Origin of the sequence: Prevotella sp. oral taxon 306 str. F0472 (assembly GCF_000257925.1) — a bacterium.
Taxonomy (GTDB): Bacteria; Bacteroidota; Bacteroidia; order Bacteroidales; family Bacteroidaceae; genus Prevotella; species Prevotella vespertina.
Genome location: NZ_AJIN01000053.1, coordinates 1 through 24,496 on the forward strand (window position 1 = coordinate 1; position 24,496 = coordinate 24,496).

Here is a 24,496-nt window from a genome sequence, read left to right on the forward strand (position 1 = left end):
CCGCATCAGGAGTAAAGGTTGAACCGTTCATCCTTCCCTTTAGTTCCCCTACTCTCGTTGACCCTTCATAGAATCGAATTGTATAGTGCGTATTGCCTGTTATGGCACGTGTTGCAGGTTCTTTACTTGATTGATCAGGGACAAGTTCGGTAGAAGCACCGCAGTCGTTAAAATCAACAACAGACTTTTGATTATCGTATTACTACTTACAGCACGTGAAGAGGGGCTAGATTATCATAGCCTGACTCGATATCTCAATTCCAACTTTTGCTTTTTGATTACTCGCAGCATCATTTTCTACATTTTATTACAGCCACTAACAAGGCTATCACTGCACCAAAACCAATCTTTGTATTGTACTCTTTAAATTGTATAACATCTTTTTAAGTCTTATCAATGGTTTATTCAAATCCGTGTTCATCGTCTCCTCCGATGTTTTCATTCGGATTCCAATCTTCTTCACTAGAGTTATTTGCATCAGGAGTTATTGGCTTACTATGACATATCATGCCCTCATACTCACAATTAATCTGCACCACTCTCGGTGGAATATAGGTTCTCTTCTTTCTCATAAATGGTTTAATTGTATTTGTTAAATAGTTTTGTTCTAATATAGAAAACGGCGTATTAATTGGCTGCAAAGGTATTAATAAACCTTTATTTACCCCCCATTTTTGTTAAATAAGCATAAACTATATATAAAACAGTTGCGTTTGCAAATAAAGGAAAGCCTCACCCCCAGCCCAACTACAGCCTCTCCCCCAGCCCCTCTCCGAATGGAGAGGGGAGTGAAAACCATTGTTTGCAAATGAAGGAAAGCCTCTCCCCCAACCCCTCTCCGAATGGAGAGGGGAGTGAAGACTATTATTTGCAAATAAAGAAAAGCCTCTCCCCCAACCCCTCTCCGAATGGAGAGGGGAGTGAAAACTGTTAGTAGGATGGAAGAGAGTGGTAAGGGGGGATAGAGGTAATTGTATTTTGAAATTAAGGAAACGCCCTTCTCAATTTGAAGAGGGCGTTTCTTTGCAATGAAAAGGGCGTCTCTTCGATGTGAAGAAACGCCCCCTTTATTTGTTTATAGTAGTATCTACTCCCCTCTCCATTCGGAGAGGGGGCGGGGGTGAGGCTGGTTGTTAGCTTTGATAAGGCTTCCTTCTACCTATTTCTAACCGCACGGGATCCTGTATATTGATGGTAGTCATCACATACAAGTAGCGTTCCAAGAGCGGCCCAACACGTATGTTTTTACGCATCCGTACCGCCATCACCGTTGAAGAGGGATTGCTCGGAACCCTCACGTGCAGTACCCGACAGATGTTACGAACGATAGAGATAAAGTCCATCGGTCGACCATCAGGGCGCAATAAAGCTCCACTCTCCCACACCATGTGTGCCATATCTATCAGGTCGCAGGTGGCACCTTTCCAATACAAACCCTCCTTCTCACTACGATTGATTAGGTCGTAAAAATCATTAATAATCGTGGACTTCAATCGCTGCAAGTCCTCTTCTGTCCATTTCTTCATTGGTTTCATCATTGTTTTTTTCTTCTTTTCATGTTCCATAGTTGTACTATTTTAAGCATTAATAATGTGTGGCTTCATGCCTTACCCACGCTTGTTACCACTTGTTGAGCGGTAGGAGAAGGGAAGTGGGGCGCATTTCCTTTAACATCACCAGCCCACTTGCTGGGGTGAGAAGTGGGCTATGTGATTTGCTGACAAAGTTAGTTTGATGTTGTGCAAAGAATGTTCAATCGCAAAAAAAGATATCTTAAATTAATAAAATATGAAACATATATTAACTCGACGAAAGCCCCTTTAAATTCGATGAAATTGTTTCACCAACCCCACCTAGCCTCCCCCAAGGGGAGGAATACCTAATGGGAGCAGGTGAAAAGAAGCCTCACCCCCTCTCTGAACCAACGGTCACTGACCGAAGGGAAGTAATGGAGAGGGGAGTGAAGACTATTGTTTGCAGATAAAGGGGGCGTTTCGTTGGTGTGAAGAAAGGCTCTCTTCATAACGAAGAAACGCCCTTCTGCAATCGAGAAGGGCGTTTCCTTAATTCTACTAAAAGCCTCCCCAAGCCCCTCCGAAGGAGGGGATGTATTTCTCCCGAGGCTACTTTTAAATTCCAAAACACAATTATCTCTATTCCCACTTACCATCCTCTTTTATCCTACTAGTAGTGTTCACGCCCCTCTCCATTCGGAGAGGGGAAGGGGGTGAGGCTGATTGTAGAAGGGGGAGAGGCTTCCCCTCTGTCTTTGCACACGCACACAAAAAAAAGAGGACACCATTAAGATGTCCTCTTTGTGATTCCGACAGGATTCAAACCTGTAACCTCTTGATCCGTAGTCAAGTGCTCTATTCAGTTGAGCTACGGAACCATTAAAATGGTTGCAAACGTTAAGAACAATAGTGCTATTGCTTAATTGCGAGTGCAAAGGTATTACTTTTATTTCAACCCACCAAACTTTTCATCAACTTTTTTACGTTTTCTTTTCGTCTTCATCGTGTAGTGTCGGTAGCGAAATATGGTAACCTACTGCAACAAAGCGTATTACACAAATCATAAGAAAGGTGACTATCACCGTCAGCGGAAGCCCCAGTCCGAGTGAGAAGAGCGTCCAATAGGTGAGACCACCTGCCACACTAGCCACGGCGTAAATCTCTTTATGAAAGATGACGGGGATGTTATTCAACAGAACATCACGTATGACGCCACCTGCCACACCCGTGATACACCCCATGATAACGGCTACCCAGAAGCTATGTCCCAGTGCGATGGTCTTCTGAATACCGGCTATGGTGAACAGAGCTAAGCCCAGTGTATCGAAGACGAACCATGCGTTATCGAGCCTCTTTATCCATTTCCTCGATAGGATAACGAGGAAGAGTGCAAGTCCAGTAACCAACACGTACATGATATTCGACATCCAGAACGGGCGCACACCAAGCATGGCATCACGTATCGTACCGCCTCCGATGGCTACAGCAAAGCCGCATACGTAGCCTCCGAACCAATCGAAGTGCTTTTGGGCGGCGTGCCGTATACCGGAGATGGCGAATGCGAAGGTGCCTAGGAACTCCAAGATCACCTGGAGGGTACGGACGAGATGGGGGTCAGTGTAGGTCATACGCAGTTTTGCGGAGTGCCTTCTATGAATTTCTTGATATTCTCCACGGCAATAGCCATAAGTCTTTCGCGTGCCTCACGAGTAGCCCATGCCACGTGCGGAGTGATATATGCCTTGGGTTGTTGTAGAAGGGGATTGTCCTTCCGAGGCGGTTCGTCGGTCATAACATCTGCACAATAGGCTTTGAGATGACCGCTTTCGAGGGCATCAGCAACAGCCTGTTCGTCAATGAGCCCACCACGTCCTGTATTAATAAGGATGGTTCCGGGGCGCATTTTCTGTAGGCTTTCAGCATTGATCATGTGCGTATTCTCTGCCGTAAGAGGGCAATGGAGGGTGATGACGTCAGACGTACTCAAGAGTCCTTCGAGGGTTGTCTTGCGGATACACTCGGGTAGGTCGGTGCTGTTCTTACTGGTGTATGCCGAGATATCCATACCCATGGCGTGCGCAATCTGCGCCACTTTCTGACCGATGTGACCGAGTCCGACAATACCAAGAGTTTTCCCCGCAAGCTCGATCAGAGGCGTATCCCAATAGCAGAAGTCCTGCTGCTTGCACCATTCGCCACGTCTGACAGCCTCGGCGTAATGGTCTACTCGTGTTGCGGCATTCAATAGTAAGGCGAAAACATGTTGTGCCACACTATCGGTACTATAGGCTGGGATATTGCAAACCACAACTCCTCTTGCACGTGCCGCAGCGATGTCAATATTATTATAACCTGTTGCCAGCTCTCCAATATACTTCAGTTTAGGCAGTTGTTGGAGCACTTCTTCAGTGATATTCACCTTATTGATGAGTATTCCGTCAGCGTCTTTTGCACGCTCAACGACGTCTTCCTGTCGTGTTCTTTCGTATATCGTACAATCAGCGAGTTGCTTTATTGGTTCCCATGAGAGGTCGCCAGGGTTGACTGCATGGCAGTCGAGAATAACTAGTTTCATACTTTTTTATTGTTTATCGGAAGCCTCCCCAAAACCGAACTCACCCTCCGAAAGCCTCCCCAAGCCCCTCCGAAAGGAGGGGATGTAGCCTCACGGGAGTTGGTAAGGATATATGAGTAAGGCTGTGAGAGTGCCTCTTTTTGTTGTTATTATTTGTTTTTTATAAGTTGACGAGTTGATAGTTGACGAGTAGACAAGTTGTTTGTTCTGTGGGAAATGATACTATCCACGCCCCTCTCCATTACTTCCCTTTGGTCAGTGACCGCTGGTTCGGAGAGGCTGTGAAGCTTTCATTCCCATCAACGAAGGCGTTTCCTTGCAATGAAGAAAGCCTCTCTTCGCTTCAAAGAAACGCCCCCTTCGTTTTAAAAAGAGCACCCCTTTGTTTGCTGTCCTGCTGTTCCAGCTAAAGAGGTACAGCCTCGTTACACTCCGACCGACCATCCCCTGCCAACGTCCAAGCAACACTCCCCTCCTTTCGGAGGGGTCGGGGGAGGCTTCCTCAACCATCCTTACTCCCCTCTCCATTACTTCCCTTCGGTCAGTGACCGCTGGTTCGGAGAGGGTGTGAGGCTGCTCCTCCCCTTTCGGGGAGGCTGGGTGGGGCTGTTGGGAGGCCGTTAGTCGGGTATAAACTCCCTCCCCTCCAACTCATCCGGCATATACTGTTGCTCGACAAAATGCCCCTCGTAATCGTGAGGATACTTATATCCATCGCCATAACCAAGGTCTTTCATCAACTTTGTCGGTGCATTCCGAAGGTGCAACGGAACGGGTAGATTACCCGAACGGCGCACCTCCTCAAGGGCGGAATTGATACCTTTATAAGCCGAATTGTCCTTCTTGGAACGAGCGAGATAGACCACTGCTTCCGCCAAAGGTATGCGCCCCTCTGGCCATCCTATGCGGTCGACTGCATCGAAGGCAGCGTTTGCCAATAACAGAGCATTGGGGTTCGCAAGTCCGATATCCTCGGCTGCGCTGATCACTACTCGGCGTGCGATAAAGCGTGGATCTTCGCCTCCTTCAATCATCCGAGCCATCCAATAGAGGGCGGCATCGGCGTTTCCTCCACGGATCGACTTGATGAATGCAGATACAAGATCATAGTGCATCTCACCGTCCTTATCGTATGCCAAGGGGTTTTCCTGCAGCTCTTTCTCCACGAGTTCGTCGGTGATAACAATCTCATCTGACGCCCGCACACTCACGAGGAGGTCGATAATATTGAGCAATTTACGTGCATCACCACCGCTATAACGCAGTAGGGCGGTCGTCTCGGAGAGCTTTATCGAGAGTTTCTTCAGCTCCGTGTCTTCCGTAATTGCACGTTGCACGAGGCGGAGTAGGTCGTCTTTCCCTAACGATTTCAGCACATATAACTGGCAACGCGACAGCAGTGGGCGGATGACTTCGAATGAGGGATTCTCCGTCGTTGCGCCTATCAACGTCACAACTCCTCTCTCCACAGCACCCAACAAGGAGTCTTGCTGCGACTTAGAGAATCGATGGATTTCGTCGATGAAGAGTATCGGGGAAACCGAATTGAAGAACCTCCCGCTCTTCGCCCGATCGATCACCTCGCGTACATCTTTTACACCACTTGTCACCGCCGAGAGCGTGTAGAAGGGTGTTTCTAATTGATGGGCAATGATCTGAGCGAGCGTGGTTTTGCCAACGCCTGGTGGTCCCCAGAGGATGAACGAACTGATATGACCGCTGTCGATCATACGTCGCAAGACAGCTCCCTGACCCACAAGATGCTCCTGCCCAATGTATTCATCCAGCGTCCGAGGACGCATCCTTTCTGCCAATGGTTCCATATCTATTCTTATCTCTAGCGATAACTCCGCTCCTGCCCACCGCTCGCAAGAGTGCAAGCTATCCTTCGCAATCGTCTTGCCTATCGTCAGTAGTTGTTGCACTCGACATGGACAATCACATTACTAAGTAGCAGCTGTTGTCTAGCTAAGCATTGGTTGTTGTAGAGCGAACCTTTGTCTGCCACATTGCTAAGCACTGGCATGAGCATTGTTTATCATTAGGCAAAAGTAAGCAATTATTCTCATAATTCAAAATCCAGCCTTTAAAATGATGGATAACCCACTGGTTTGGCGACTTTCCAATGCCTCTCTATCTGCCCTATCAGCCCCATCTGTCTCACTCATCACCCTCCCCTATCTGCCCAATCAGCCCCATCACCCCTACTCCTCACCCTCCCCTATCTGCCTAATCAGCCCCATCACCCCCACTCATCACCCTCTCCTATCCGCCCAATTAGCCCCATCTGCCCCACTCCTCACCCTCCCCTATCTGCCCAATCAGACCTATTCGCCTCACTCATCACCCGCCCCTATCTGCCCAATCAGCCCTATCTGCCTCACTCATCACCCTCCCCTATCCACCCAATCAGCCCCATCTGCCTCACTCATCACCCTCCCCTATCTGCCCAAACAGCCCCATCTGCCTCACTCATCACCCTCCCCTATCCCCAAAGCAAGTAAAGATTTTTCAAAAGCCTACACTTTTGTCGTATCTTAGCATAACTCTCTTCACATAAAATCTTCCCTTATTGTCGATCTTAAAAACGCTTTCTTTTGTAACTATCAAGCAATTAGTATTTTATAACTGATTATCCTTTATATTAGTTCTCACTATTTACTCCGACTCAAAACGGCTTTTCGCATCCAAAAGACGACTATCCTCTCTATCACAACTAACAATTTCCTTATTTTGTCATAACTATTCGTAAATATCGACAAGAGGCTCCCTAAACGTCGAACCAATGCTCCTCATTCGTCGAACACATCCATCATCTACCTACTAATCTGTCGCAAGCTACTTCCCAATCTGTCGCCTCCATCTTACTAATCTGTCGTCGCTAACTTACTAATTTGTCGGTAGTTAACCTTGCAACTCATTGTATATCAGTATCTTAAAACACCTTTACTAATATCTTATAATTGATTAACTAACGATATCTAACTCGATGAGAAGTTTTTAAGTTAAGGGTTAAAAAGATCTTTGCCTGTGTGGAGATGACTTTTACTAAGGGCTTTTGGGCGACCCTCCCTATTTGTCGCAACATCGCTTGAAGGGCGCTTGCTTTGTGCTTGCTGTTCGTTTTTTCCGCCGCTTCTTTCGCTTTCTTTTTTTAGTCTTGATGCTTTCTTTGTTGTTTTTCTGTCGGTTTACTTCTCATCTTATAGTCGATGGTCTTTAATCCTTCTAATAGGTTTATTCCTAACTAACTCAGCGCTAAGTGTTTTGTTCTTAATCGGATAGCTTTATTTTATCTTATGCTCTACTTCATTTAAATCCCCCCTCCCCTACCCTCTTCTCTCTCGATAACTTTATTTTTTGTCAGCTTTCTTTTATCATCTATTGCGCATCTTCCTATTATTTTCTTAACCGATATTCTCCTATTTTTCCTGTCGCTTTTCTCTTGTCTTGTTACTCGTTTTCTTCTTCCCTATCTGTCGTTTTTTCAATCTTCCCAATATGTCTCTTTCTTCATAATTAATACTTAGTTTTATTTAAGTTTTTTGTTCCCTGTTTGTCGATTTATTCCCTTTTTACTACCAAAAGAGCCCATTTTTTATAGAAGTTGAGCCTCGTTTTAAGCGACATATTAGGAACTTATTTACTTTAAGAATGTCTTTCTCCATCCTTACTAACTACTCTGTATAACAGTACTTTAGCTCTTCTATATTGTATGAAACGTTTAAATAAAACCCAAACAATTCACTTTTTTGTCGCCGTTTGGCTTTAATTGCCTTTATAAACATACTGATTTACAACTCTTTATATGCTCTTCTACACTCAAAGAAATATCTTCCTAATTTGTCGCAAAGCCCTTTTTCCTCAAAGAACTTCCTTTTTTGTCGTCTTTCCAATGCTTCTTTCTGCTAGTTGAAGGTATTTTATCTTACTTATTTGTCGCAGTTCTCGGTTTTAAGTAAGTAAGTTTTCTCTCCCTATTTGTCGTTACTTACCTTTTAATATACCCATTATAATCTTACTATTTTGTCGTCTTTTCCACTCCAGATAGATGTTATCTCTGTTTTTATGGATTATTTCTTCTTATTTAGATGAATGTTTTTTCTTTATTTTTTATCCGTTTTATCTTTAGTTTTTAGAGCCTTCCTCTTATTTAAATGTACTCGTTTTATTTTGCTAATCAGAGCTATTTCTCAAATTAGTATCTTACTCTTTCCTAGATAGTTAGTAGTTTTTTGTGAACAAAAAGAGATGTTATTTCTGTGGCTTTTATATCCTTTAATTGCCCTTCTGAGTTTCTTTACTAATGCAGGAAGTGCTTTTCTTTATTTAAAGAGAGCCTCTTTTCATGTTAAAGAGAGCCTTTCCTTGCTTTGAAGAAGGCGTTTCTTTGCTTTATTGCTGAGTTCTTCTTTGTTTTTTGTTGACTTTCCTTTGTTTTATAGGTTGGCTTTCTTTATTTTACAGGTGTGTCTTCTTGGTTTTATAGTTGGGCATTCTTTGTTTCGTTGAAAGTGCTTTTATGTACTTATTGGAATCTTTTTAGCTTCTTTTTTTATCCTCTTTTCATGTATTTATCATTGTTTCTTTTCCTCTTCCTGCACACCATTTCGCCTTCTTCTTCCCTACTTCTTTCTTCCTTGCAGAGCTCTTAGTTTTACCTTATTAATACTAATATGTATTTATTCTTTTGCTTATCTGTTTTAAAACATATTTATATATACATATTATAAATGTACTCCTTTTATATGTATCTAAGGGTTTACTTTTTTCTTTGAATATGTTATTACGCTTTTAATTAACTGCTTATATATATAAAAATATAATACTATTATAAATGAAATATATGTTTACTTGCTTCTCAAACACTACTAATATATAAATAAAAAAATACTTATTTACTTATTTGTTCTTAATAGTATGTATTTATATAAACACTTTTATAATATTAATTTGGGCTCCATTTAACTATTAAATATATAAAAGTATAAAAGTATATAGCCTTTATTTTCTTCTTAAAAAAACGCTCTACTTTATATTTATATACATTTCTCAATTTGTTATTTATGTGTTATTATTATATAAATATATACTATTCTTTTCATTTGCAAACAGTATCCTATGTTTGTATCATTCCTCATTTTACAGTCTTCTACTACGCTCCTTTTATATTCCTTGCCTATCTCCAATTATCAAGATATGTATTCGTTCTTTCTTTATAAATCCTCTTTTAGTACTTATAAATTACTGAATAACAATATTATATATTAATATATAAATAATTATTTGTTTATATCCTCTCTTTGAAATTGCTACTTCCTAAGATTGAAAACGTACGTTTGTATCTTTGTTTTTATATATATATATACTAAAATAGGAACCTACGTTCGTACTTTCTAGTGTCAGATTTATATAAATATATAACCTCCTTTCGTTCTTGTTAGAACGCTCTTCTATATGAATCAATAAATATATAATATATTTCTCTAGGCTTACTTTCTTTTGAAAATATATCTAAATATGTAAAAGTATAGTATCTTCTTCTTGTTTTAAAAATACTTCTAATATCTATTTAGATACTTATTTGATATGTCGATAAGCGTTTTCAATAACTAAATATATAAACAAATAAACACGTAGATAAGTGTTTATTTGTTTGTTTAAATGTGTTTTTAATGATTTATCTTATTACTTTTTCAAACAAAAACATTTGAATGTATTTGTTTCTTTCAGTATTTAGGTGTATATTTGCATACACATTAATATAAATGAACGAAGCGATGTTTATTTATTTAGAAAGACTAAAACATAAATATATAAAAACGTATGAAGAAGTTTAAAATATCATCTGTTCAGAGTGAAACTCTCAACTGGAGCCTTGGTTTGTTTCTAGCGTTTAGTTTGGTAAATAGCATAGATCACTGGACAGGAGCACCCACTGATGGGATGACATCATTGACTGAGACCTTTGAAACTGTTCAAAGTTCTTCGGCGATTCAGATAGCAGAGTCGATTCTTGTATGCGCCACTCAGTTGGTGATGTGGGAGGTTTTTCGCAGGTGCCTAAATAATAGTAAGCATTTCTTTTTGCAGTTAGCTATGATTGTGATTATGGTTTTGTCTGTGCTAGGAACAGCTGCTGTTTGTTACAGAGCATTGTTACCTGCTCACGACATTATGATGGAGACACCACGCGAGGAGGCATTGATTCAGACCTTCCGAGGCTACAACAATGTTGTTATTGGACTATTGAATCTATTCTTAGGAATCGGTTTGGTGCGTAAGTTCCGAGGCTCCATTCGTTTGTATGGTATGTCTATCATTCTTTGTCCAATCCTCATTTTCCTAACTGGCGGAGTATTTTATTATATGTACAATGAGGTTGGAGGACTATCAATGACAGCCATTGACACTTACGGAACCATCCTCACACTGATTGTCTTCGTGCTTGGTTTGATTCCATCGATAGCCCTTCGCGGTTCGATGTCAGCGGATATTACAGAAGAGGACATTGATGAGGAAGATGCGAGTCAAGCGTAAGCAAGTGTGCTTCCCAGCACAACTTTATGTATAATATATATATAAATAAGGTGGGGGAGGGCGTTACCTGAATCGAAAGTAAGATTCTTCAACATTTATAACTGCTGTATTTCTCGTATTTGCGAGTAGATGGTAAGGTGGTTAAAAAAACGCCAGAAATGAAGAAGAAAAGGGTAGTGTGAACTTTACAAAATGATAGTAAAATAAGTAAATAATATGCAATAAGGCTCTTGTAAGCCGTCTAAAAGATAATAAAACATGGTTATGGATGCCAAAGATATAACTTTTCTACCTGTGAAGAAATGGGAGCAAAGAGCTTCAAATATCTTCCTTACGCTCTTTATTATCGGTATGATAGCCTATTCTATGGTGTATGTTCTTGGTCCGAACACGCTCTTCTGGTATGGTTCTGGTCTACGTCAAATGGATTTAGAGACCCTCACGAACATCCCATTTAATTGTGGGTTTGCGGGCTTGATGACCCTCTTTGGACTTGTTATCTATCGTATTGGTCGGTCGCATACAGGCTGGATGAGCATAGCAATAGGTGCTTGGCTGTTTGCTAGCTTTTTGATGATCAACCTTTGTGTAAACATCATCGTAGCCTTTACAACCAGCTCTTCAGTGAGCAATGAGTTCGATGCTGACATTGTGAATACATGCAATGGAGTTTACTTTACATGTGTTACTTTGAGTTTTCTCTGCTATGTTTACATTATCAGTCGGTCACTTCTTTTGAGTAAAGGTCACCTCAAGATATTATTTGTGAAGCAGTTAGCAGCCTTCTGTGTGTTCCTCATCTTGATACAATTCTGTCTACCGGGAGCAGCCAACAATAACGTTCCTTTGATGTTAGAAATTATATTATGTCTGTGCTATCTATCCGTCGTTCTCTACATCGGAGTGTTATGGAGGAATATCTTAGATGCAGCCCATCTCCATGCTCCTAGCACGGATAACTACATTAAAGGTCAGTGGTTATTAAAGGACGAAGAAGAACTATTTATAGACGAAATAGACGAATGAAAAAAGAAAAGATAATATCTTGTTTGCCTGCAACGAGGCTCGAAGAGAATCTGATGAGTGCCTTTCTTTCGCTCTTCATCCTAGGTGTATTGGGTGACGTAATGGCATTAGGTAGTCAGTTAGAGATCGTTAATGACAACATCTTCACAGATGAACAAAACACGCTTGTCGACCATTTCTCCATGATAGCAGAGCTTTTGGTGAGCTATTCCTTCATGGCTATGATCGCCGTATTTGCACGTGTGGCGCACCGCTTGGGACGTGCTGTAAGTGGTTGGACAATCGTTAGTTACGCATCATGGATACTAGTAGTTTTCGGTGCAATCTACCTAACAGATGTGAAGCCCTTAGAGCTTTTCTCCGAGGCAGACTATAGTGGCGAAGCCTTCTATATAAGCTGGAAAACCATCGTGAGTCTATCCCGTTGGGTGGCAGTAACTGCCTATTTGTTCCTCATTGTACGCCTAATAATGCTTACAGGAGGCAAACTTTACCATCTGATAATCAAACAGATATGGATGTTGTCAGCCCTTGTCTTGGTGGTTATCGGTTCGTTTCTAATCTTCCTTCTGGGGCTTGATATGGGAGTAAAAGGATGGATTTCAGATGTTTATTCCTATGCCCTTCCCATCTTTATTATCGCTGATGTGATAGGTATCGGAGTGGTTTGGAAGAAAATGCTGATAGGTGACAATAATACGACAATATAATTAATAAGAATAGAAATAAATATCAACAACAATAATGAAGAATAAGAAAGTAGTATTTGCAAACCAAAAGGGTGGGGTAGGGAAGAGTACCCTCTGCATCCTATTTGCCAATTATCTCGCATGGAAAGGGAAAGATGTTTGCATCATCGATACCGACTTGCAGAAGACCATCCTCATGCAACGTCAGAAAGACGCACAGCTCTATGAGGGTGAAGAAGAGCCTTACAACGTGCAGGATTTCGATGTTACTGACGTCGAGACCATGCAGGAGTTGATGGATTCGGCATCGCAGGTTGACGGTTTCGTGTTGTTCGATTCCCCTGGTAACATCAGTGAGGACGGATTGGCACCATTGTTTGTTGAAGCCGATTACATCGTTTGTCCTTATGAATATGAGGATAAGACACTCGACTCAACAGGTACTTTTGTACAGGTAATCAACGTTTTACGTGAGCATAACCCACAAATGCATGCACAGTTATTCTTCGTTCCTAACCGCATTGACCCACGTATTGGTACGGCGGAGGAGCAGGATATGTGGGAGAAAACTGATGAAGTGTTTGGCAAGTTCGGAAAGGTTACGCCAGCCGTAAATAGTCGTGCAACTCTGAAGCGAACGAACACTTTTGAGCTCCTAGCCACGCAACGGAGCGCAGTGAAAGAAGCGTTTGAGTTTATGGTGAAAAGGATGAAATAGAAGAGAATCAAAACTCAAAAAGCCTCACATCAGCCCCTCTACAGCCTCACCCCCGCCCCCTCTCCGAATGGAGAGGGGAGTAGATAGTACTAAATGCGAGGGGTAGGAATTATTTAGATAATGACATCCACACTATCTAATCACTCCCCTCTCCATTCGGAGAGGGGTCGGGGGTGAGGCTGGTTGGAGTTTAGTTTTGACTTTTAAAAATACTATTTTGAATTAAACATGGCAAAGAAGAAGAGAACAATGGTTGTGATGCCGGGTGCAATGGCAGACTTGGCTCATAGCGTTCAGAGAGTAAATACAAGTGTAGCTAATGCTAATGCAGACGACAAACAGACTGATAATGAGGAGGTTGAAGTCGTTGATAAGACGGAAGAAGAGCCACAGGAAGAAGTGCAGCAGGCAGTAGAGCAGGTGGAAAACGAGCGTCCGACAGCAGTGGAGCAGTCCACTGATCAGGTAACACAGACGGCTGAAACAGAACCAGAAACACAGCAGTCTCGGTTTGGTCAGGTGTCTGCAATCGATGCAGTGAATGATGAGAAAGACCGCACGGCACCAGCTGCAAAGAAGTTACCAAAGGCTGAGGGCAGGCAGTTGGCACGTGAGTATTCAATGGCAAAGGATAGCGGTGAGGATAGTTGGCAGCTCTTCCTCGACCTTGCACGAGACTATAAAATGCGCGACTCACGCCTTGCAACGGTATATATAGACTCTAATTTGAAGAGCGTACTAGACCGATTAAAGTCGGCAACGAGTATCAAACTCCCCTCAACAGCCATCCTTAGTGCAATCGTGGCACGCTTTGTCTTCGAGCATGAGAAGGACATTAAGAACGCTATCTTTGGGGAGAGTTTGCTGTAAGGAAAGCCTCACCCCCGCCCCCTCTCCGAATGGAGAGGGGAGTGAATACTGCTGTTTGCAAATAAATGGGGCGTTTCTTTGATACGTTTTTATTGACTATATGACGCTCTTGCATTGCCAGCATCTACAGCAGGAGATCGACCACTTCATGCGGTCGATAGGCGAGGGAATGGTCGATAAAGAGGCTTTAAAGGAGGAAATAATTGGTAAATGGTCGATAAAACCATCACTAGCAGCGAAACTGGTCGATATTATTTACTTCGCAAATAGCCATCAGGAGCTTACGACCGAAGTCATAATACGGGAGTTCCAACTTACTCCAACCACTGCCAAACGTTACCTCCGTCAACTTGTATCATTCGGTTTCTTGCAGGCGGAAGGGGCGAATCGTAATAGGAAATATAGGGTTTTGTACAATTCAAATTAACGCCTCCCCAAGCCCCTCCGAAGGAGGGGATGTCCTCCCCCAAGGTCTTGCTTCACTTCTAAAGTGTGGTTGGTTCGAGTTGACGTGTGGACGGGTTGACAAGTAAGCGAGTTGTTTGTCCTGTGGGCAATGGCACTATCTGCTCCCCTCTCTGTAGGAAAGGGGATAGGAGGGAGGCATCATCTCCATTTAAAGAGGGCGTTTCTTCGCATCAAGGAGAGGCTTCCTTCATCTCAACGGAACGCCCCCTTTGTTTTCAAACATTGGTCTTCACTCCCCTCTCCATTACTTCCCTTCGGTCAGTGACCGCTGGTTCGGAGAGGGGGTGAGGCTGTAGTTGGGCTGTGATTAGACAGTTCTTCACATAGAAGAAATGGTTAAACGATTCTTTGCAGGGGCATTTTGAACACGGAATACACAGATGGCACGAAGGCGCGAAGCGACACAGAGCTCCTAAAGGAACATGGGAATCCACAGAAGCTCACGCCTCCTTCATCTGCAAACAACAGTCTTCACTCCCCTCTCCATTCGGAGAGGGGTTGGGGGAGAGGCCGTTTTTTATATTAAACCAGTTACGATGAAACATAGAAAAGACATACAGATTCCAGCCTCGGCAACGGACGGGAAGAGGGGAGATAGTAGGGTAGTAGTACCTTACAAGATGGCACTTACAGGACAAATCATATTGTATTTCTTTGCTATCGCACTCTTTGCTTTCGGCATTGTAATCATCTATGATGCCGTACAAACAGGCGTTTTGACTACTATTTTACATGGTTCTGCCTCGCTGGACGATTATATCTCCACACTTATGGGGCTTTTCCTCCTCCTTTTTCCAGTATTTGCCATCCTCTATACAAGGCGTGATAAGGTGTATATCTATGAGGATAGAATTGTCAAGGAAACCCTCTTTGGCACTCGAGTTCTGTTCTTCAATAGTATTGAAAGTGTGCTACCTTCTTACGGGAATGGTATCGAATTCGTACCCTATCAAGGTGCAGGAAAGAAGATAACCTTCGGTGTTTACTATCGAGATTACCATGACGTGGAACGTTGGGCAGGGCGTTATTTCCATAATTACTTCCTCCGTGAGAAGAGAAAAGACCGCCAGTCGATAAGGCAGAATAGCTCTTTAGGAGCCAGTGCAGTCGAACGACTCAATCAGAACGAACGCAATCGTCTATGGGCACGAGCGGTGAATATCCTTGCAAACATCGTCACCGTCGCCCTCATCTTCGTGCCAATGCCCTATTACCGATACGTCTTTTTGGCGGCAGCAGTTATGCCCTGGCTGGCGAGCATTGTGTTTATCAAGTCGAAAGGAACGGCACTTTTCGATGTATATCGTGATAGTACCGACCGCCCAACACTGTTTAGTAGTACCTATCTTGTGTCTTTGGTGCTGTTGTGTTTTGCGTTGCGTGAGAACATAATAGACATTTATCCGCTCATACCCTATATGCTTCTGTGCATTGTTGTGGTCTCTATTCCGTTCCTCTGGTACAACTTCAGTTTCACAAAATCACGCGTGGATAATCCAACCGAGCAGTTTATTTTTGTCCTCTTCTTCGCTATCTTTTATGCGATTGGCACCATCATAACCTATAATGTAGCGTTTGATTACTCCGAACCAGATCATCACATCAGTTATGTGAAGGATAAGTTTGAGACGAGCGGACGCAGTCATGCGTATAAAGTGCGCTTTGCCTCCTGCGGAACTATGCAAGAGGATGGTGAGATAACAGTATCGAAAAAGGAGTATGAGACCTATCAGGAGGGAGATAGAATTGATGTTGACGAGTATAAAGGAGCCTTAGGTGCAGCCTTTTATATGGCTCATTGAGAATAAGGAAGAAGCCTAACAGACGACCAACAACAGCCTCACCCCCAACCCCTCTCCGAATGGAGAGGGGAGTGAAGACTGTTAGTTGGAAATAAAGGAAAGCCTCTCCCCCAACCCCTCTCCGAATGGAGAGGGGAGTGAAGACTATTGTTTGCAGATAAAGGAAAGCCTCTCCCCCGTCCCCTCTCCGAATAGAGAGGGGAGTGAAAACTATTATTTGCAGATAAAGAGGGCGTTTCGTTGGTGTGAGGAAAGGCTCTCTTCATAACGAAGAAACGCCCTTTTCACATGAAGGAGAGGCTCTTTTAGATAGAAAGAAGCGTTTTGGGGGAATACATCCCCTCCTTCGGAGGGGCTTGGGGAGGCTTCTCCTTCATACGAGGAAAGCCCCGCTTCGAAGAGAGGGTGGGGGCGTTAGATTCTTTGAACATTATATTTAGAATTGAATAAGTATGCTTAAAACAGATTTAGATATAGCTGTTATCGGTGGAGGAGCAGCTGGATTCATGGCAGCGATAACGGCAAAGGAAACACATCCGGAGGCTCGGGTGACCATCTTCGAACGGGCATTGAAGGTGCTAGCAAAGGTGGAGGTGACAGGCGGCGGACGCTGTAATGTGACCAACAGTTTCGCTCGCATCACTGATTTAAAGCAGGCTTATCCACGTGGACACAAGCTGATGAAACGCTTGATGAGCACCTTTAATCATGAAGACACTTATCGATGGTTCGAGCAACGGGGCGTTCCTTTGGTGACGCAGGATGATGAGTGCGTCTTTCCGAAGGCGCAGGATTCGCACGTAGTGATGGATTGTTTAACACGACAAGCCACTCGGTTGGGTGTAACCATCTGCTGCCGTTCCCGTCTGACAGGACTTACGCAGATGGAGGATGGGCGTTGGCAGTTAGCGTTCCAACAGGGTTCTCATCGCATATTCCAGCGTGTTATCATCACAACAGGCGGTTCGCCGCAGGCACGTGGACTAGCTTATCTTGCCGAACTAGGGCATACCATTGAGCCACCCGTGCCCTCTCTCTTCACGTTCAACATACGAGATAAGGCGTTCTGCAACCTCATGGGAACCGTTGTCGACCCTGTTGTGATGTCGATACCAGGCTCTAAAATGCGCTCCGTGGGCGCATTGTTGGTCACACACTGGGGTGTTAGCGGTCCTGCCACACTGAAGTTATCGTCTTACGCAGCCCGTTTTCTGGCAGAGAAAGCCTACCATTCGCCCCTAGCCATCAGTTGGACGGGCGAGAGGAAACGGCAGGAAGTGGAGGAGGAATTGCTCCGTTTGCAGGCACAGAACCCACGGAAACAGATTGGGACATTGCACCCTTTCTGTCTTCCACAGCGTTTGTGGACTTATGTCATCAGTAAATTAGGGCTTGAGACATGCAAACCTTGGGCGGAGATAGGGCGTAAGACGATGAATAGAATTGTCGAGACGCTGACCAACGACCAATATGTTATTGCTGGAAAGGGCACCTTTCGTGACGAATTTGTCACCTGTGGCGGTGTGAGTCTGTCGTCTGTTCATGCGCAGACCCTCGAGAGTAAGCATTGTCCAGGACTGTTCTTTGCAGGTGAAGTGTTGGATGTTGATGCCATAACAGGCGGTTTCAACCTGCAAGCGGCATGGACTATGGGGGTTGTTGTGGGGCGTCAGTAATACGTTGAAAGATGATAGAAAACTTGTGATTTCACAATCTTTTTAGTAACTTCGCATAATCAATTACATCCCACACTATCTCCCTCTTTCACCCTCCTAGGCTTCACAGGGAGATGAAAGGAGGAACAGGGGCTGGTGAGCGGAGCTTTCTTACAAATAAAAACTATGGGTAGAAATAAGTTTGCAGACAGCGAAATAAAACAGATAGCGAAGCTACTTCGATTGAAGAATGCGGGTAACAGAGCCAAACAAAAGCTCGTTCGGCATGACCTCAGAACGCTATTTGAGTTTAACATATCCGACTTTAATGTGCCTGGTAAGGCTTTCGGTGAAGCCGAACTCTATGAGGCTATCGACCGCGGAGCCATCCAGATACTCGATGATGCTACTATTGCGGATATGAAGGCGAAGCGTGCTCGTGATAAGGAACGCGATAAGGTGGAGGCTGAACGACGTGCGATAGAGTCGGGCGAGATGACCGATTGGAAGCAAGCAATGGCTGAATGGGATGCCTTTAAAGCGGTTGATTGTGAATCTTGAAATAGACATTTAATTTATTATGACACTATATCCAAAATTGATAACAGACGCCCTGGAGAAGGTAATCTACCCCGGGACGAAGAAGAATCTCATAGAGAGTGAGATGCTGGCAGATACTCCGAGTATTAATGGAAACAAGGTAAAGCTCACGTTGATATTCCCTCGTGAGACCGACCCGTTCCTCAAGTCGACCCTTAAAGCAGCCGAGGCGCAGATTCACTACTCGGTGGGGAAGGACGTAGAAGTGACCATCGAAACCGAGTTCAAGAGTGCACCTCGCCCAGAGGTAGGCAAGTTGTTGCCACAAGTGAAGAATATCATTGCCGTTAGTTCGGGTAAAGGTGGAGTGGGAAAGAGCACCGTTTCTGCCAATCTAGCTATCGCTTTAGCCCGCTTAGGGTATAAGGTAGGACTGCTCGATACCGACATCTTCGGTCCGAGTATGCCTAAGATGTTCGGTGTAGAAGACGTCCGTCCGTATGGCGTTGAGAAGGATGGTAGACAGCTAATAGAGCCTGTTGAGAAGTATGGCGTGCGGCTTCTTTCCATCGGATTCTTCGTTAATCCCGATACAGCAACGCTGTGGCGAGGAGGCATGGCGACGTCAGCTTTGAAACAACTCATCGCTGATGCCGATTGGGGAGAGCTTGATTATTTCATCCTCGACACGCCTCCAGGGACCAGTGATATCCACTTGACACTGATGCAAACACTATCAATTACAGGTGCAGTGATTGTTTCCACTCCTCAAAGTGTAGCCCTTGCCGATGCGAGAAAAGGCATTGATATGTACCGAAACGACAAGGTTAACATTCCAATCTTAGGCTTGGTAGAGAACATGGCATGGTTTACTCCAGCCGAACTACCGCAGAATAAGTATTATATCTTTGGTAAGGACGGCTGTAAGAACCTAGCGAAAGAACTCAACTGTCCGTTACTTGCACAGATACCAATCGTTCAGAGCATTTGTGAAAACGGCGATAAAGGTACACCGGCAGCCTCTCAAGTAGACACCGTGACCGGTCAGGCGTTCTTGAGTCTGGCGCAGTCTGTGGTGACAGTAGTCAACAGACGGAATAAAGAACAAGCCCCAACGAAGATTGTTGAGGTAAAGAATTAAGGCGAGATAACGCCTTTGAAGCATGAAAAAAAGAAAGTCTCACTAAGAAATCTATCGTATATAGAAATCTTAGTGAGACTTTCTTTTATTTCGTTCAGCCCTTACGAAACCCCGATGAAGTGCAAGATAGAAGGGGTGAAGAGCGCAGTGAAGATACCATTTAATGTAATTCCAAGACTGGCAAATGCGCCATATTTACTGCTATAAGCCATCGCCGTGGATGCGCCAACAGCGTGAGAAGCAGCGCCCATAGATAGTCCCTGAGCTATCGGACTACGCACATGTCCAATCGCCAAAGCCTTGAATCCAACCAAAGCTCCTATAATACCTGTGATGACAACAACGGCAGCTGTGAGTGAAGGAATACCTCCCAAGCTCTGCGTAACCTCCATTGCTATAGGGGTTGTGACCGACTTACTTGCCATTGACAACACGACAACATCCGATGCACCACATAGTTTGGCAACTGTGACAACACTCACAATTCCAACCAAACAGCCCACTAGCTGCGACAGAACAATGGGCAACCAAAGACGTTTGATAGCGTCTAACTGTAAATAAAGAGGAACCCCTAAGGCTACGACCGCAGGCTTCAACCAGAAGTCAATGAGCTGTGCGTCTTGCTTATACACTTGAAAGGGAACACCCGTTACCTTTAAGTATATAATGATAAGAATGATAGCTATAAGGATGGGATTTAACAGCATCCAGCCTGTCTTCTTTTGTAGTCGTTTGATCAAAAAGAACGTCCCGCAGGTGAGCGTCAGGATAACATATTGATTAGAGAAGATGTCTCGTCCGTCCTGAATGAGGTTCACCGTCTGATTGATGGTTTGGTCAATTGAAATCATAACTTAGCCTCCTTTTCATCCATAATATCCTTTCCTTGCAAGGCTTCAGTCGTGAGAATCTGTTCCTCCTCGGTGTATTCTGCATATTCTTTGAGTATCTCCTTCATCTTTTCCGCCTGCCTCTTATGGGCACGATGATGTAGTAAGTCGAGTGCTATCATTCGACGTTCTAGTTTGATAACAAGCTGGTGCATGTGCCCAGTAACTACTAGCACGAGCACCGTACTGACGATAGTTGCCGTCACAATAGGGAACCATTCCTTCTCAATCAGGTCCAAATAAAGAATCAACGCCACCCCAGGTGGAACGAAGAAGAAGCCCAGATTGGCGATAAGAAGCTCCGATAAGTGTTCAACCCAACTAAGTTTTACCCATCCCAACTTAAGGAATAAGGTGAGAAACAACATACCAATGATACTGGACGGCAGCTTAACTCCTGTCGCCCATACGATAAGCTCTCCCAATGCAAGGCATCCGAAGATAACAAAAAAACTGTATTGCCATTTAGAAAAGATGTAATATCAATGACAGCATTTAACGCTGAATAATCATCTGACAGAGTGCAGAAAAGTGGCTGCAAAGGTATATCTTTTTAACCAGCTTATCACTTATCTAGCCCAGAAAGGAGCCTTTGGAGGGCAAGTAGATGACATTTATCAAGAAGAAAACGACCATAATCAAAATAAATTGTGTAAGTTTGCAGATATTTTAAAAACGTTTATGTCCCCATCAGAATGACTGAGATTGATAACAAGATATCCGATAAGAAACTTCGATTAACCATAAGGATTGGTCGTAATAACATGACCTTCTCCGTTGGAGACCCACAAGAGAATGGTGTCTTGGCATACGAACCTTATGAAATGAATACGGGTATCTCGGTGGCTGCTAACCTTCGGGACGCATTCAGAACATCGGAACTCTTGCAGAGTGGATACAAACGGGTGCTTGTTCAGATGGACTCTCCTGTTATGCTCATGCCCATTGAGGAGTATGAAACGCAGGATGTGGATACGCTTTATTATCACACCTTTCATCACAAGGGGAACGATGAGGTGCTTGCTTACCAACTAAAGGAACTGAATGTGGTAACGGTGTTCTCAATGAATAAAGACTTGAGGCTCGTTATCGAGGATCACTTCGAAGACATACGCATACAGCCTTTGATGTGCCCTGTCTGGACGCATCTCTATCGTAGAACATACGCTGGAGCACGCCGAAAGTTATATGCCTATTTCCATGAAAAGCGTATGGAAGTGTTTAGCTTTCAGCAGAATAGATTTCGCTTTGCCAATACTTACGAAACAGAAAACGCCCAAGATGCCCTCTACTACCTATTATATATATGGAAGTTGACGGGTTTGGATACTCAACAAGACGAACTCTTGTTGATTGGAGATATGCCACAAGCGGAGCTGCTCACTGATGAACTGGCTAAGTATCTGCGCTTCTCTCGCGTGGTGGAGCAGGCGGATGACTTCGCACAACATCATGCCTTGGCAGAAAGGAAAGATATTCCTTACGATATCAAAGCCATCTATCTGGATTAATCAAAACAACGACTTCACAAGATAACAATACTACATAACGAATGAGAATCATAACGGGAAAATATAAGGGAAGGCACTTTGACATCCCTCGCACATTCAAGGCACGACCCACAACGGACTTTGCTAAAGAGAATATATTTAATGTTGTCAATGGTTATCTGGACTGGGATGAGACGGTAGCACTCGATCTCTTTGCGGGTACGGGGAGCATTTCTCTGGAATTACTATCGCGTGGCTGCAAGGAAGTAGTTAGTGTGGAAAAGGACAGAGACCATGCTCGTTTCATCGCACAGTGCATGGAGAAGATAGGTGCCAATGAACATGTATTGATCAAGGGCGACGTCTTCCGATTCATAAAGAGCTGTCATCAGCAATTCGATTTCATCTTTGCTGACCCTCCTTATGCCCTCCCAGAGCTGCCAACCATCCCTGATCTCATCTTCTCGCAAGACCTTCTTGCGCCCGATGGACTCTTCGTTTTCGAGCATGGAAAGCATAACGACTTCTCGTCACACCCCCATTTTCTGGAGCACCGAAGCTATGGCAGCGTTAATTTCACGCTGTTTAAAGCCTCCCCAAGCCCCTCCGAAGGAGGGGATGTTGCCTAACGGGAGCGAGTTAGGGGAGGCTTTTCTTTAATTCAAAATTCAAAGTTCACAATTCAAAATTATGATTAGTTCTGTTTGATATAAGGCTGTGCCAGAATGCCCGTGTAATATAGTTTCTGTGTAGCGAGGCTGTGCCTCGTTAGCTGGAACAGAAGAACTAAAAACAAGGAAACGCCTTCTTCATTTTGAAGAGGGCGTTTCTTCGTATCCAAGAGAGCCTTTCTTTGCATCAAAGAGACGCCCCCTTTATCTGCAAACAATGGTCTTCACTCCCCTCTCCATTCGGAGAGGGGGCGGGGGTGAGGCTGTAGATGGGCTGGTGGTAAGCCTGTATAGGTTGGTGGTAAGGCTTCTTCTCCCATATTGAAATATTCCTTTTGCATGATAGAAACACAATTTTATGTGTACCTTTGTAGCCTCAATTAGAAATCAATTCAGTATTATGTCTATAAAAACGAAGCTACAAGGACTATCCTTCAGAACGGGTACTATCGTTCTTCTGATGTGTATTCCGTTTTATATTATCTCCTTTGCTCAAATGCTTTTACCCCTCTCAACGAGTGCAAAGGGTGTGTTATGGGCAGTGTTCTTCGGCATTGCGAAGCTGTTTCAATATAGTGGAATTACCATCTTAGGAGTGGAGGGCTACAAGCGACTGAAGCGCAGACTGAGACGCAAGAACGTCAAGGGAGGAAGGATAAAATTGGTGATTTTCGACTTTGATGGTACGCTTGGCGACTCGCAGAAACTCATTACTGACACCATGCTTGCCACTGTTGACGAACTCGGACTGCCCTCTCCAACACGTGAGCAATTCGCTAGTACCATCGGACTTCCGCTCCGTGAGTGCTTCACGAGTATAATGACCTTGACCGATGAGGAGGCTGACAAGTGTGAGGAAACCTACCGCCGTATCTTCGACGAGAAGAATGTTAAGGGGGCTGTGACGCTCTTCCCTGGGGTGAAGGAAACGCTGGAACGATTGCATGAAAAGGGTTTCCTTATGTCGATTGCCAGTAGTCGTTGCCATCGAACATTGTCTAGTTTGGTGGACGACCTAGGGCTTAGTCCTTACATCCAGTACGTTATTGGTTCGGATGATGTGCAACATCATAAACCCGATGCAGAGTCCGTTTTAGTTACTATGGAGCATTTCGATGTCCGTCCCGAGGCAACAGTTGTCGTGGGCGATACCGAGTTTGACATCCTTATGGGGTGCCATGCTGGTGTGCACACCATCGGCGTCAGTTGTGGAAATGGGAGTCGTGAGAGTCTCGAAAAGGCAGGTGCTGAACGAGTGATAAGCGACATCAAGCAGCTTGAGCGGTATCTCATGGCGAATAATTTGCTCCCAGTGGTGGCCCTAAATAGTACTGGAAATTAGGTAGAAAAATACTATCTGCAGTCAGCGAAACTCTTGTTTTTTAGGTATGAAGAGACATTCAAAACCGCTTTAAAAGCCTGGAAAGATAAGAGAAAAGTGATATTTTTTCCAATATTATTTGGTAGTTCGGATAAAAAGTAGTACCTTTGCACACGCAATTCAGGATAGATACTAACATAGTTAGTGAGTTTCTCTGGTTAATATCGCGGGTTGGAGCAGTTGGTAGCTCGCCAGGCTCATAACCTGGAGGTCGCATGTTCGAGTCCTGCACCCGCAACTTTTCATCGCTTAGGAATCCTCATTCGAGGGTTCCTAAGTTTGTTTTTGGGGGAAGGGAAAGCCTTATGGTAGCCTAGCTACAGCCCAACAAAGACCCAACTACAAGCCCAATTCCCAGCCATCTACAGCCTCACCCCCAACCCCTCTCCGAATGGAGAGGGGAGTGAAGACTATTGTTTGCAAATGAAAGGGGCGTTTCGTTGGTGTGAAGAAAGGCTCTCTTCATAACGAAGAAACGCCCTTCTCGATTGCAGAAGGGCGTCTCTTTAATTTTAAAATACAATTA

The 24,496-nt window shown here is 44.0% G+C and carries 21 protein-coding genes and 2 tRNA genes; 15 read left to right on the plus strand and 8 right to left on the minus strand.

The window, feature by feature from the left end:
- Positions 1-401 precede the first annotated feature (401 nt).
- From HMPREF9969_RS12865 to HMPREF9969_RS07965, 6 genes are all read right to left on the minus strand, one after another.
- Positions 402-572, minus strand: a complete 171-nt coding sequence (locus HMPREF9969_RS12865) for a hypothetical protein (RefSeq protein WP_155716547.1) — start codon at positions 570-572, stop codon at positions 402-404.
- Between the two features lie 561 nt (positions 573-1,133).
- A complete protein-coding gene (locus tag HMPREF9969_RS07940; RefSeq protein ID WP_009435315.1) occupies positions 1,134-1,565 on the minus strand; it encodes a hypothetical protein in 432 nt (143 codons plus the stop codon).
- 753 nt (positions 1,566-2,318) lie between these two features.
- Positions 2,319-2,392 (minus strand) — tRNA-Arg (locus HMPREF9969_RS07950).
- Between the two features lie 102 nt (positions 2,393-2,494).
- Positions 2,495-3,142, minus strand: coding sequence for a trimeric intracellular cation channel family protein (locus tag HMPREF9969_RS07955; RefSeq protein ID WP_009435323.1), 648 nt, complete (start codon positions 3,140-3,142; stop codon positions 2,495-2,497).
- Positions 3,139-4,089: a D-2-hydroxyacid dehydrogenase gene (locus HMPREF9969_RS07960; RefSeq protein ID WP_009435319.1), complete on the minus strand. Its 951-nt coding sequence runs from the start codon at positions 4,087-4,089 to the stop codon at positions 3,139-3,141. The genes HMPREF9969_RS07955 and HMPREF9969_RS07960 overlap by 4 nt, the downstream gene beginning before the upstream one ends.
- A gap of 620 nt (positions 4,090-4,709) precedes the next feature.
- Positions 4,710-5,912 carry a replication-associated recombination protein A gene (locus HMPREF9969_RS07965; RefSeq protein WP_009435336.1) on the minus strand — a complete coding sequence of 401 codons (1,203 nt, stop codon included), beginning with the start codon at positions 5,910-5,912 and terminating at the stop codon, positions 4,710-4,712.
- 268 nt (positions 5,913-6,180) lie between these two features.
- Between HMPREF9969_RS07965 and HMPREF9969_RS12870 the strand changes: the two genes are divergently transcribed.
- The 11 genes from HMPREF9969_RS12870 (at position 6,181) to HMPREF9969_RS08015 (ending at position 19,538) form a co-directional block, all read left to right on the plus strand.
- On the plus strand, positions 6,181-6,630 hold the full coding sequence (locus HMPREF9969_RS12870) for a hypothetical protein (protein WP_009435309.1): 450 nt from the start codon (positions 6,181-6,183) through the stop codon (positions 6,628-6,630).
- A 3,285-nt stretch (positions 6,631-9,915) separates the two neighbouring features.
- Entirely contained in the window at positions 9,916-10,629 is a 714-nt protein-coding gene (locus HMPREF9969_RS07970; RefSeq protein WP_009435312.1) for a hypothetical protein, read from the plus strand.
- A gap of 264 nt (positions 10,630-10,893) precedes the next feature.
- A complete protein-coding gene (locus HMPREF9969_RS07975) occupies positions 10,894-11,655 on the plus strand; it encodes a hypothetical protein (protein ID WP_009435310.1) in 762 nt (253 codons plus the stop codon).
- Positions 11,652-12,365 carry a hypothetical protein gene (locus HMPREF9969_RS07980; protein WP_009435318.1) on the plus strand — a complete coding sequence of 238 codons (714 nt, stop codon included), beginning with the start codon at positions 11,652-11,654 and terminating at the stop codon, positions 12,363-12,365. The genes HMPREF9969_RS07975 and HMPREF9969_RS07980 overlap by 4 nt, the downstream gene beginning before the upstream one ends.
- Positions 12,366-12,399: 34 nt before the next feature.
- A complete protein-coding gene (locus HMPREF9969_RS07985) occupies positions 12,400-13,062 on the plus strand; it encodes a ParA family protein (RefSeq protein ID WP_009435333.1) in 663 nt (220 codons plus the stop codon).
- Positions 13,063-13,290: 228 nt separating this feature from the next.
- Positions 13,291-13,932 (plus strand): hypothetical protein, encoded by a 642-nt coding sequence (locus tag HMPREF9969_RS07990; protein WP_083835309.1) that lies wholly within the window; start codon positions 13,291-13,293, stop codon positions 13,930-13,932.
- 100 nt (positions 13,933-14,032) lie between these two features.
- A complete protein-coding gene (locus HMPREF9969_RS07995; RefSeq protein WP_232212663.1) occupies positions 14,033-14,359 on the plus strand; it encodes a helix-turn-helix domain-containing protein in 327 nt (108 codons plus the stop codon).
- Between the two features lie 577 nt (positions 14,360-14,936).
- On the plus strand, positions 14,937-16,202 hold the full coding sequence (locus tag HMPREF9969_RS08000) for a hypothetical protein (RefSeq protein ID WP_009435332.1): 1,266 nt from the start codon (positions 14,937-14,939) through the stop codon (positions 16,200-16,202).
- A gap of 452 nt (positions 16,203-16,654) precedes the next feature.
- Entirely contained in the window at positions 16,655-17,878 is a 1,224-nt protein-coding gene (locus HMPREF9969_RS08005; RefSeq protein ID WP_009435311.1) for an NAD(P)/FAD-dependent oxidoreductase, read from the plus strand.
- 165 nt (positions 17,879-18,043) lie between these two features.
- Positions 18,044-18,418, plus strand: coding sequence for a hypothetical protein (locus HMPREF9969_RS08010; RefSeq protein WP_009435300.1), 375 nt, complete (start codon positions 18,044-18,046; stop codon positions 18,416-18,418).
- 19 nt (positions 18,419-18,437) lie between these two features.
- The gene (locus tag HMPREF9969_RS08015) at positions 18,438-19,538 is read left to right on the plus strand and encodes an Mrp/NBP35 family ATP-binding protein (protein WP_009435303.1); all 1,101 of its coding nucleotides are present in this window, start codon (positions 18,438-18,440) and stop codon (positions 19,536-19,538) included.
- 101 nt (positions 19,539-19,639) lie between these two features.
- Here the strand turns inward: HMPREF9969_RS08015 and HMPREF9969_RS08020 are convergent, their stop codons facing one another.
- The gene (locus HMPREF9969_RS08020; RefSeq protein ID WP_009435308.1) at positions 19,640-20,389 is read right to left on the minus strand and encodes an LrgB family protein; all 750 of its coding nucleotides are present in this window, start codon (positions 20,387-20,389) and stop codon (positions 19,640-19,642) included.
- Positions 20,386-20,853, minus strand: coding sequence for a CidA/LrgA family protein (locus HMPREF9969_RS08025; protein ID WP_009435297.1), 468 nt, complete (start codon positions 20,851-20,853; stop codon positions 20,386-20,388). The genes HMPREF9969_RS08020 and HMPREF9969_RS08025 overlap by 4 nt, the downstream gene beginning before the upstream one ends.
- Before the next feature lie 270 nt (positions 20,854-21,123).
- On the opposite strand from HMPREF9969_RS08025, the gene HMPREF9969_RS08030 reads away from it, so the two are divergent.
- From HMPREF9969_RS08030 to HMPREF9969_RS08050, 4 genes are all read left to right on the plus strand, one after another.
- Positions 21,124-21,939 (plus strand): DUF3822 family protein, encoded by an 816-nt coding sequence (locus HMPREF9969_RS08030; protein ID WP_009435307.1) that lies wholly within the window; start codon positions 21,124-21,126, stop codon positions 21,937-21,939.
- Between the two features lie 41 nt (positions 21,940-21,980).
- Complete coding sequence (locus HMPREF9969_RS08035; RefSeq protein WP_009435302.1) at positions 21,981-22,547, plus strand: RsmD family RNA methyltransferase; 567 nt, start codon at positions 21,981-21,983, stop codon at positions 22,545-22,547.
- 442 nt (positions 22,548-22,989) lie between these two features.
- On the plus strand, positions 22,990-23,931 hold the full coding sequence (locus tag HMPREF9969_RS08045) for an HAD family hydrolase (RefSeq protein WP_083835311.1): 942 nt from the start codon (positions 22,990-22,992) through the stop codon (positions 23,929-23,931).
- A 204-nt stretch (positions 23,932-24,135) separates the two neighbouring features.
- Positions 24,136-24,208, plus strand: a tRNA-Met gene (locus tag HMPREF9969_RS08050).
- Positions 24,209-24,496 lie beyond the last annotated feature (288 nt).

What these genes read in the sequence shown, in the direction of transcription:
- HMPREF9969_RS07975 (WP_009435310.1), top strand. Translation starts at nt 10,894, where the DNA reads ATGGATGCCAAAGATATAACTTTTCTACCTGTGAAGAAATGGGAGCAA.
- HMPREF9969_RS07940 (WP_009435315.1), bottom strand. Translation starts at nt 1,565, where the DNA reads ATGGAACATGAAAAGAAGAAAAAAACAATGATGAAACCAATGAAGAAA.
- HMPREF9969_RS08020 (WP_009435308.1), bottom strand. Translation starts at nt 20,389, where the DNA reads ATGATTTCAATTGACCAAACCATCAATCAGACGGTGAACCTCATTCAG.
- HMPREF9969_RS07970 (WP_009435312.1), top strand. Translation starts at nt 9,916, where the DNA reads ATGAAGAAGTTTAAAATATCATCTGTTCAGAGTGAAACTCTCAACTGG.
- HMPREF9969_RS12865 (WP_155716547.1), bottom strand. Translation starts at nt 572, where the DNA reads ATGAGAAAGAAGAGAACCTATATTCCACCGAGAGTGGTGCAGATTAAT.
- HMPREF9969_RS08035 (WP_009435302.1), top strand. Translation starts at nt 21,981, where the DNA reads ATGAGAATCATAACGGGAAAATATAAGGGAAGGCACTTTGACATCCCT.
- HMPREF9969_RS08000 (WP_009435332.1), top strand. Translation starts at nt 14,937, where the DNA reads ATGAAACATAGAAAAGACATACAGATTCCAGCCTCGGCAACGGACGGG.
- HMPREF9969_RS08005 (WP_009435311.1), top strand. Translation starts at nt 16,655, where the DNA reads ATGCTTAAAACAGATTTAGATATAGCTGTTATCGGTGGAGGAGCAGCT.
- HMPREF9969_RS07955 (WP_009435323.1), bottom strand. Translation starts at nt 3,142, where the DNA reads ATGACCTACACTGACCCCCATCTCGTCCGTACCCTCCAGGTGATCTTG.
- HMPREF9969_RS07980 (WP_009435318.1), top strand. Translation starts at nt 11,652, where the DNA reads ATGAAAAAAGAAAAGATAATATCTTGTTTGCCTGCAACGAGGCTCGAA.
- HMPREF9969_RS07995 (WP_232212663.1), top strand. Translation starts at nt 14,033, where the DNA reads ATGACGCTCTTGCATTGCCAGCATCTACAGCAGGAGATCGACCACTTC.
- HMPREF9969_RS07990 (WP_083835309.1), top strand. Translation starts at nt 13,291, where the DNA reads ATGGCAAAGAAGAAGAGAACAATGGTTGTGATGCCGGGTGCAATGGCA.
- HMPREF9969_RS07985 (WP_009435333.1), top strand. Translation starts at nt 12,400, where the DNA reads ATGAAGAATAAGAAAGTAGTATTTGCAAACCAAAAGGGTGGGGTAGGG.
- HMPREF9969_RS12870 (WP_009435309.1), top strand. Translation starts at nt 6,181, where the DNA reads ATGATGGATAACCCACTGGTTTGGCGACTTTCCAATGCCTCTCTATCT.
- HMPREF9969_RS08030 (WP_009435307.1), top strand. Translation starts at nt 21,124, where the DNA reads ATGACTGAGATTGATAACAAGATATCCGATAAGAAACTTCGATTAACC.
- HMPREF9969_RS08010 (WP_009435300.1), top strand. Translation starts at nt 18,044, where the DNA reads ATGGGTAGAAATAAGTTTGCAGACAGCGAAATAAAACAGATAGCGAAG.
- HMPREF9969_RS07965 (WP_009435336.1), bottom strand. Translation starts at nt 5,912, where the DNA reads ATGGAACCATTGGCAGAAAGGATGCGTCCTCGGACGCTGGATGAATAC.
- HMPREF9969_RS08045 (WP_083835311.1), top strand. Translation starts at nt 22,990, where the DNA reads ATGTCTATAAAAACGAAGCTACAAGGACTATCCTTCAGAACGGGTACT.
- HMPREF9969_RS07960 (WP_009435319.1), bottom strand. Translation starts at nt 4,089, where the DNA reads ATGAAACTAGTTATTCTCGACTGCCATGCAGTCAACCCTGGCGACCTC.
- HMPREF9969_RS08015 (WP_009435303.1), top strand. Translation starts at nt 18,438, where the DNA reads ATGACACTATATCCAAAATTGATAACAGACGCCCTGGAGAAGGTAATC.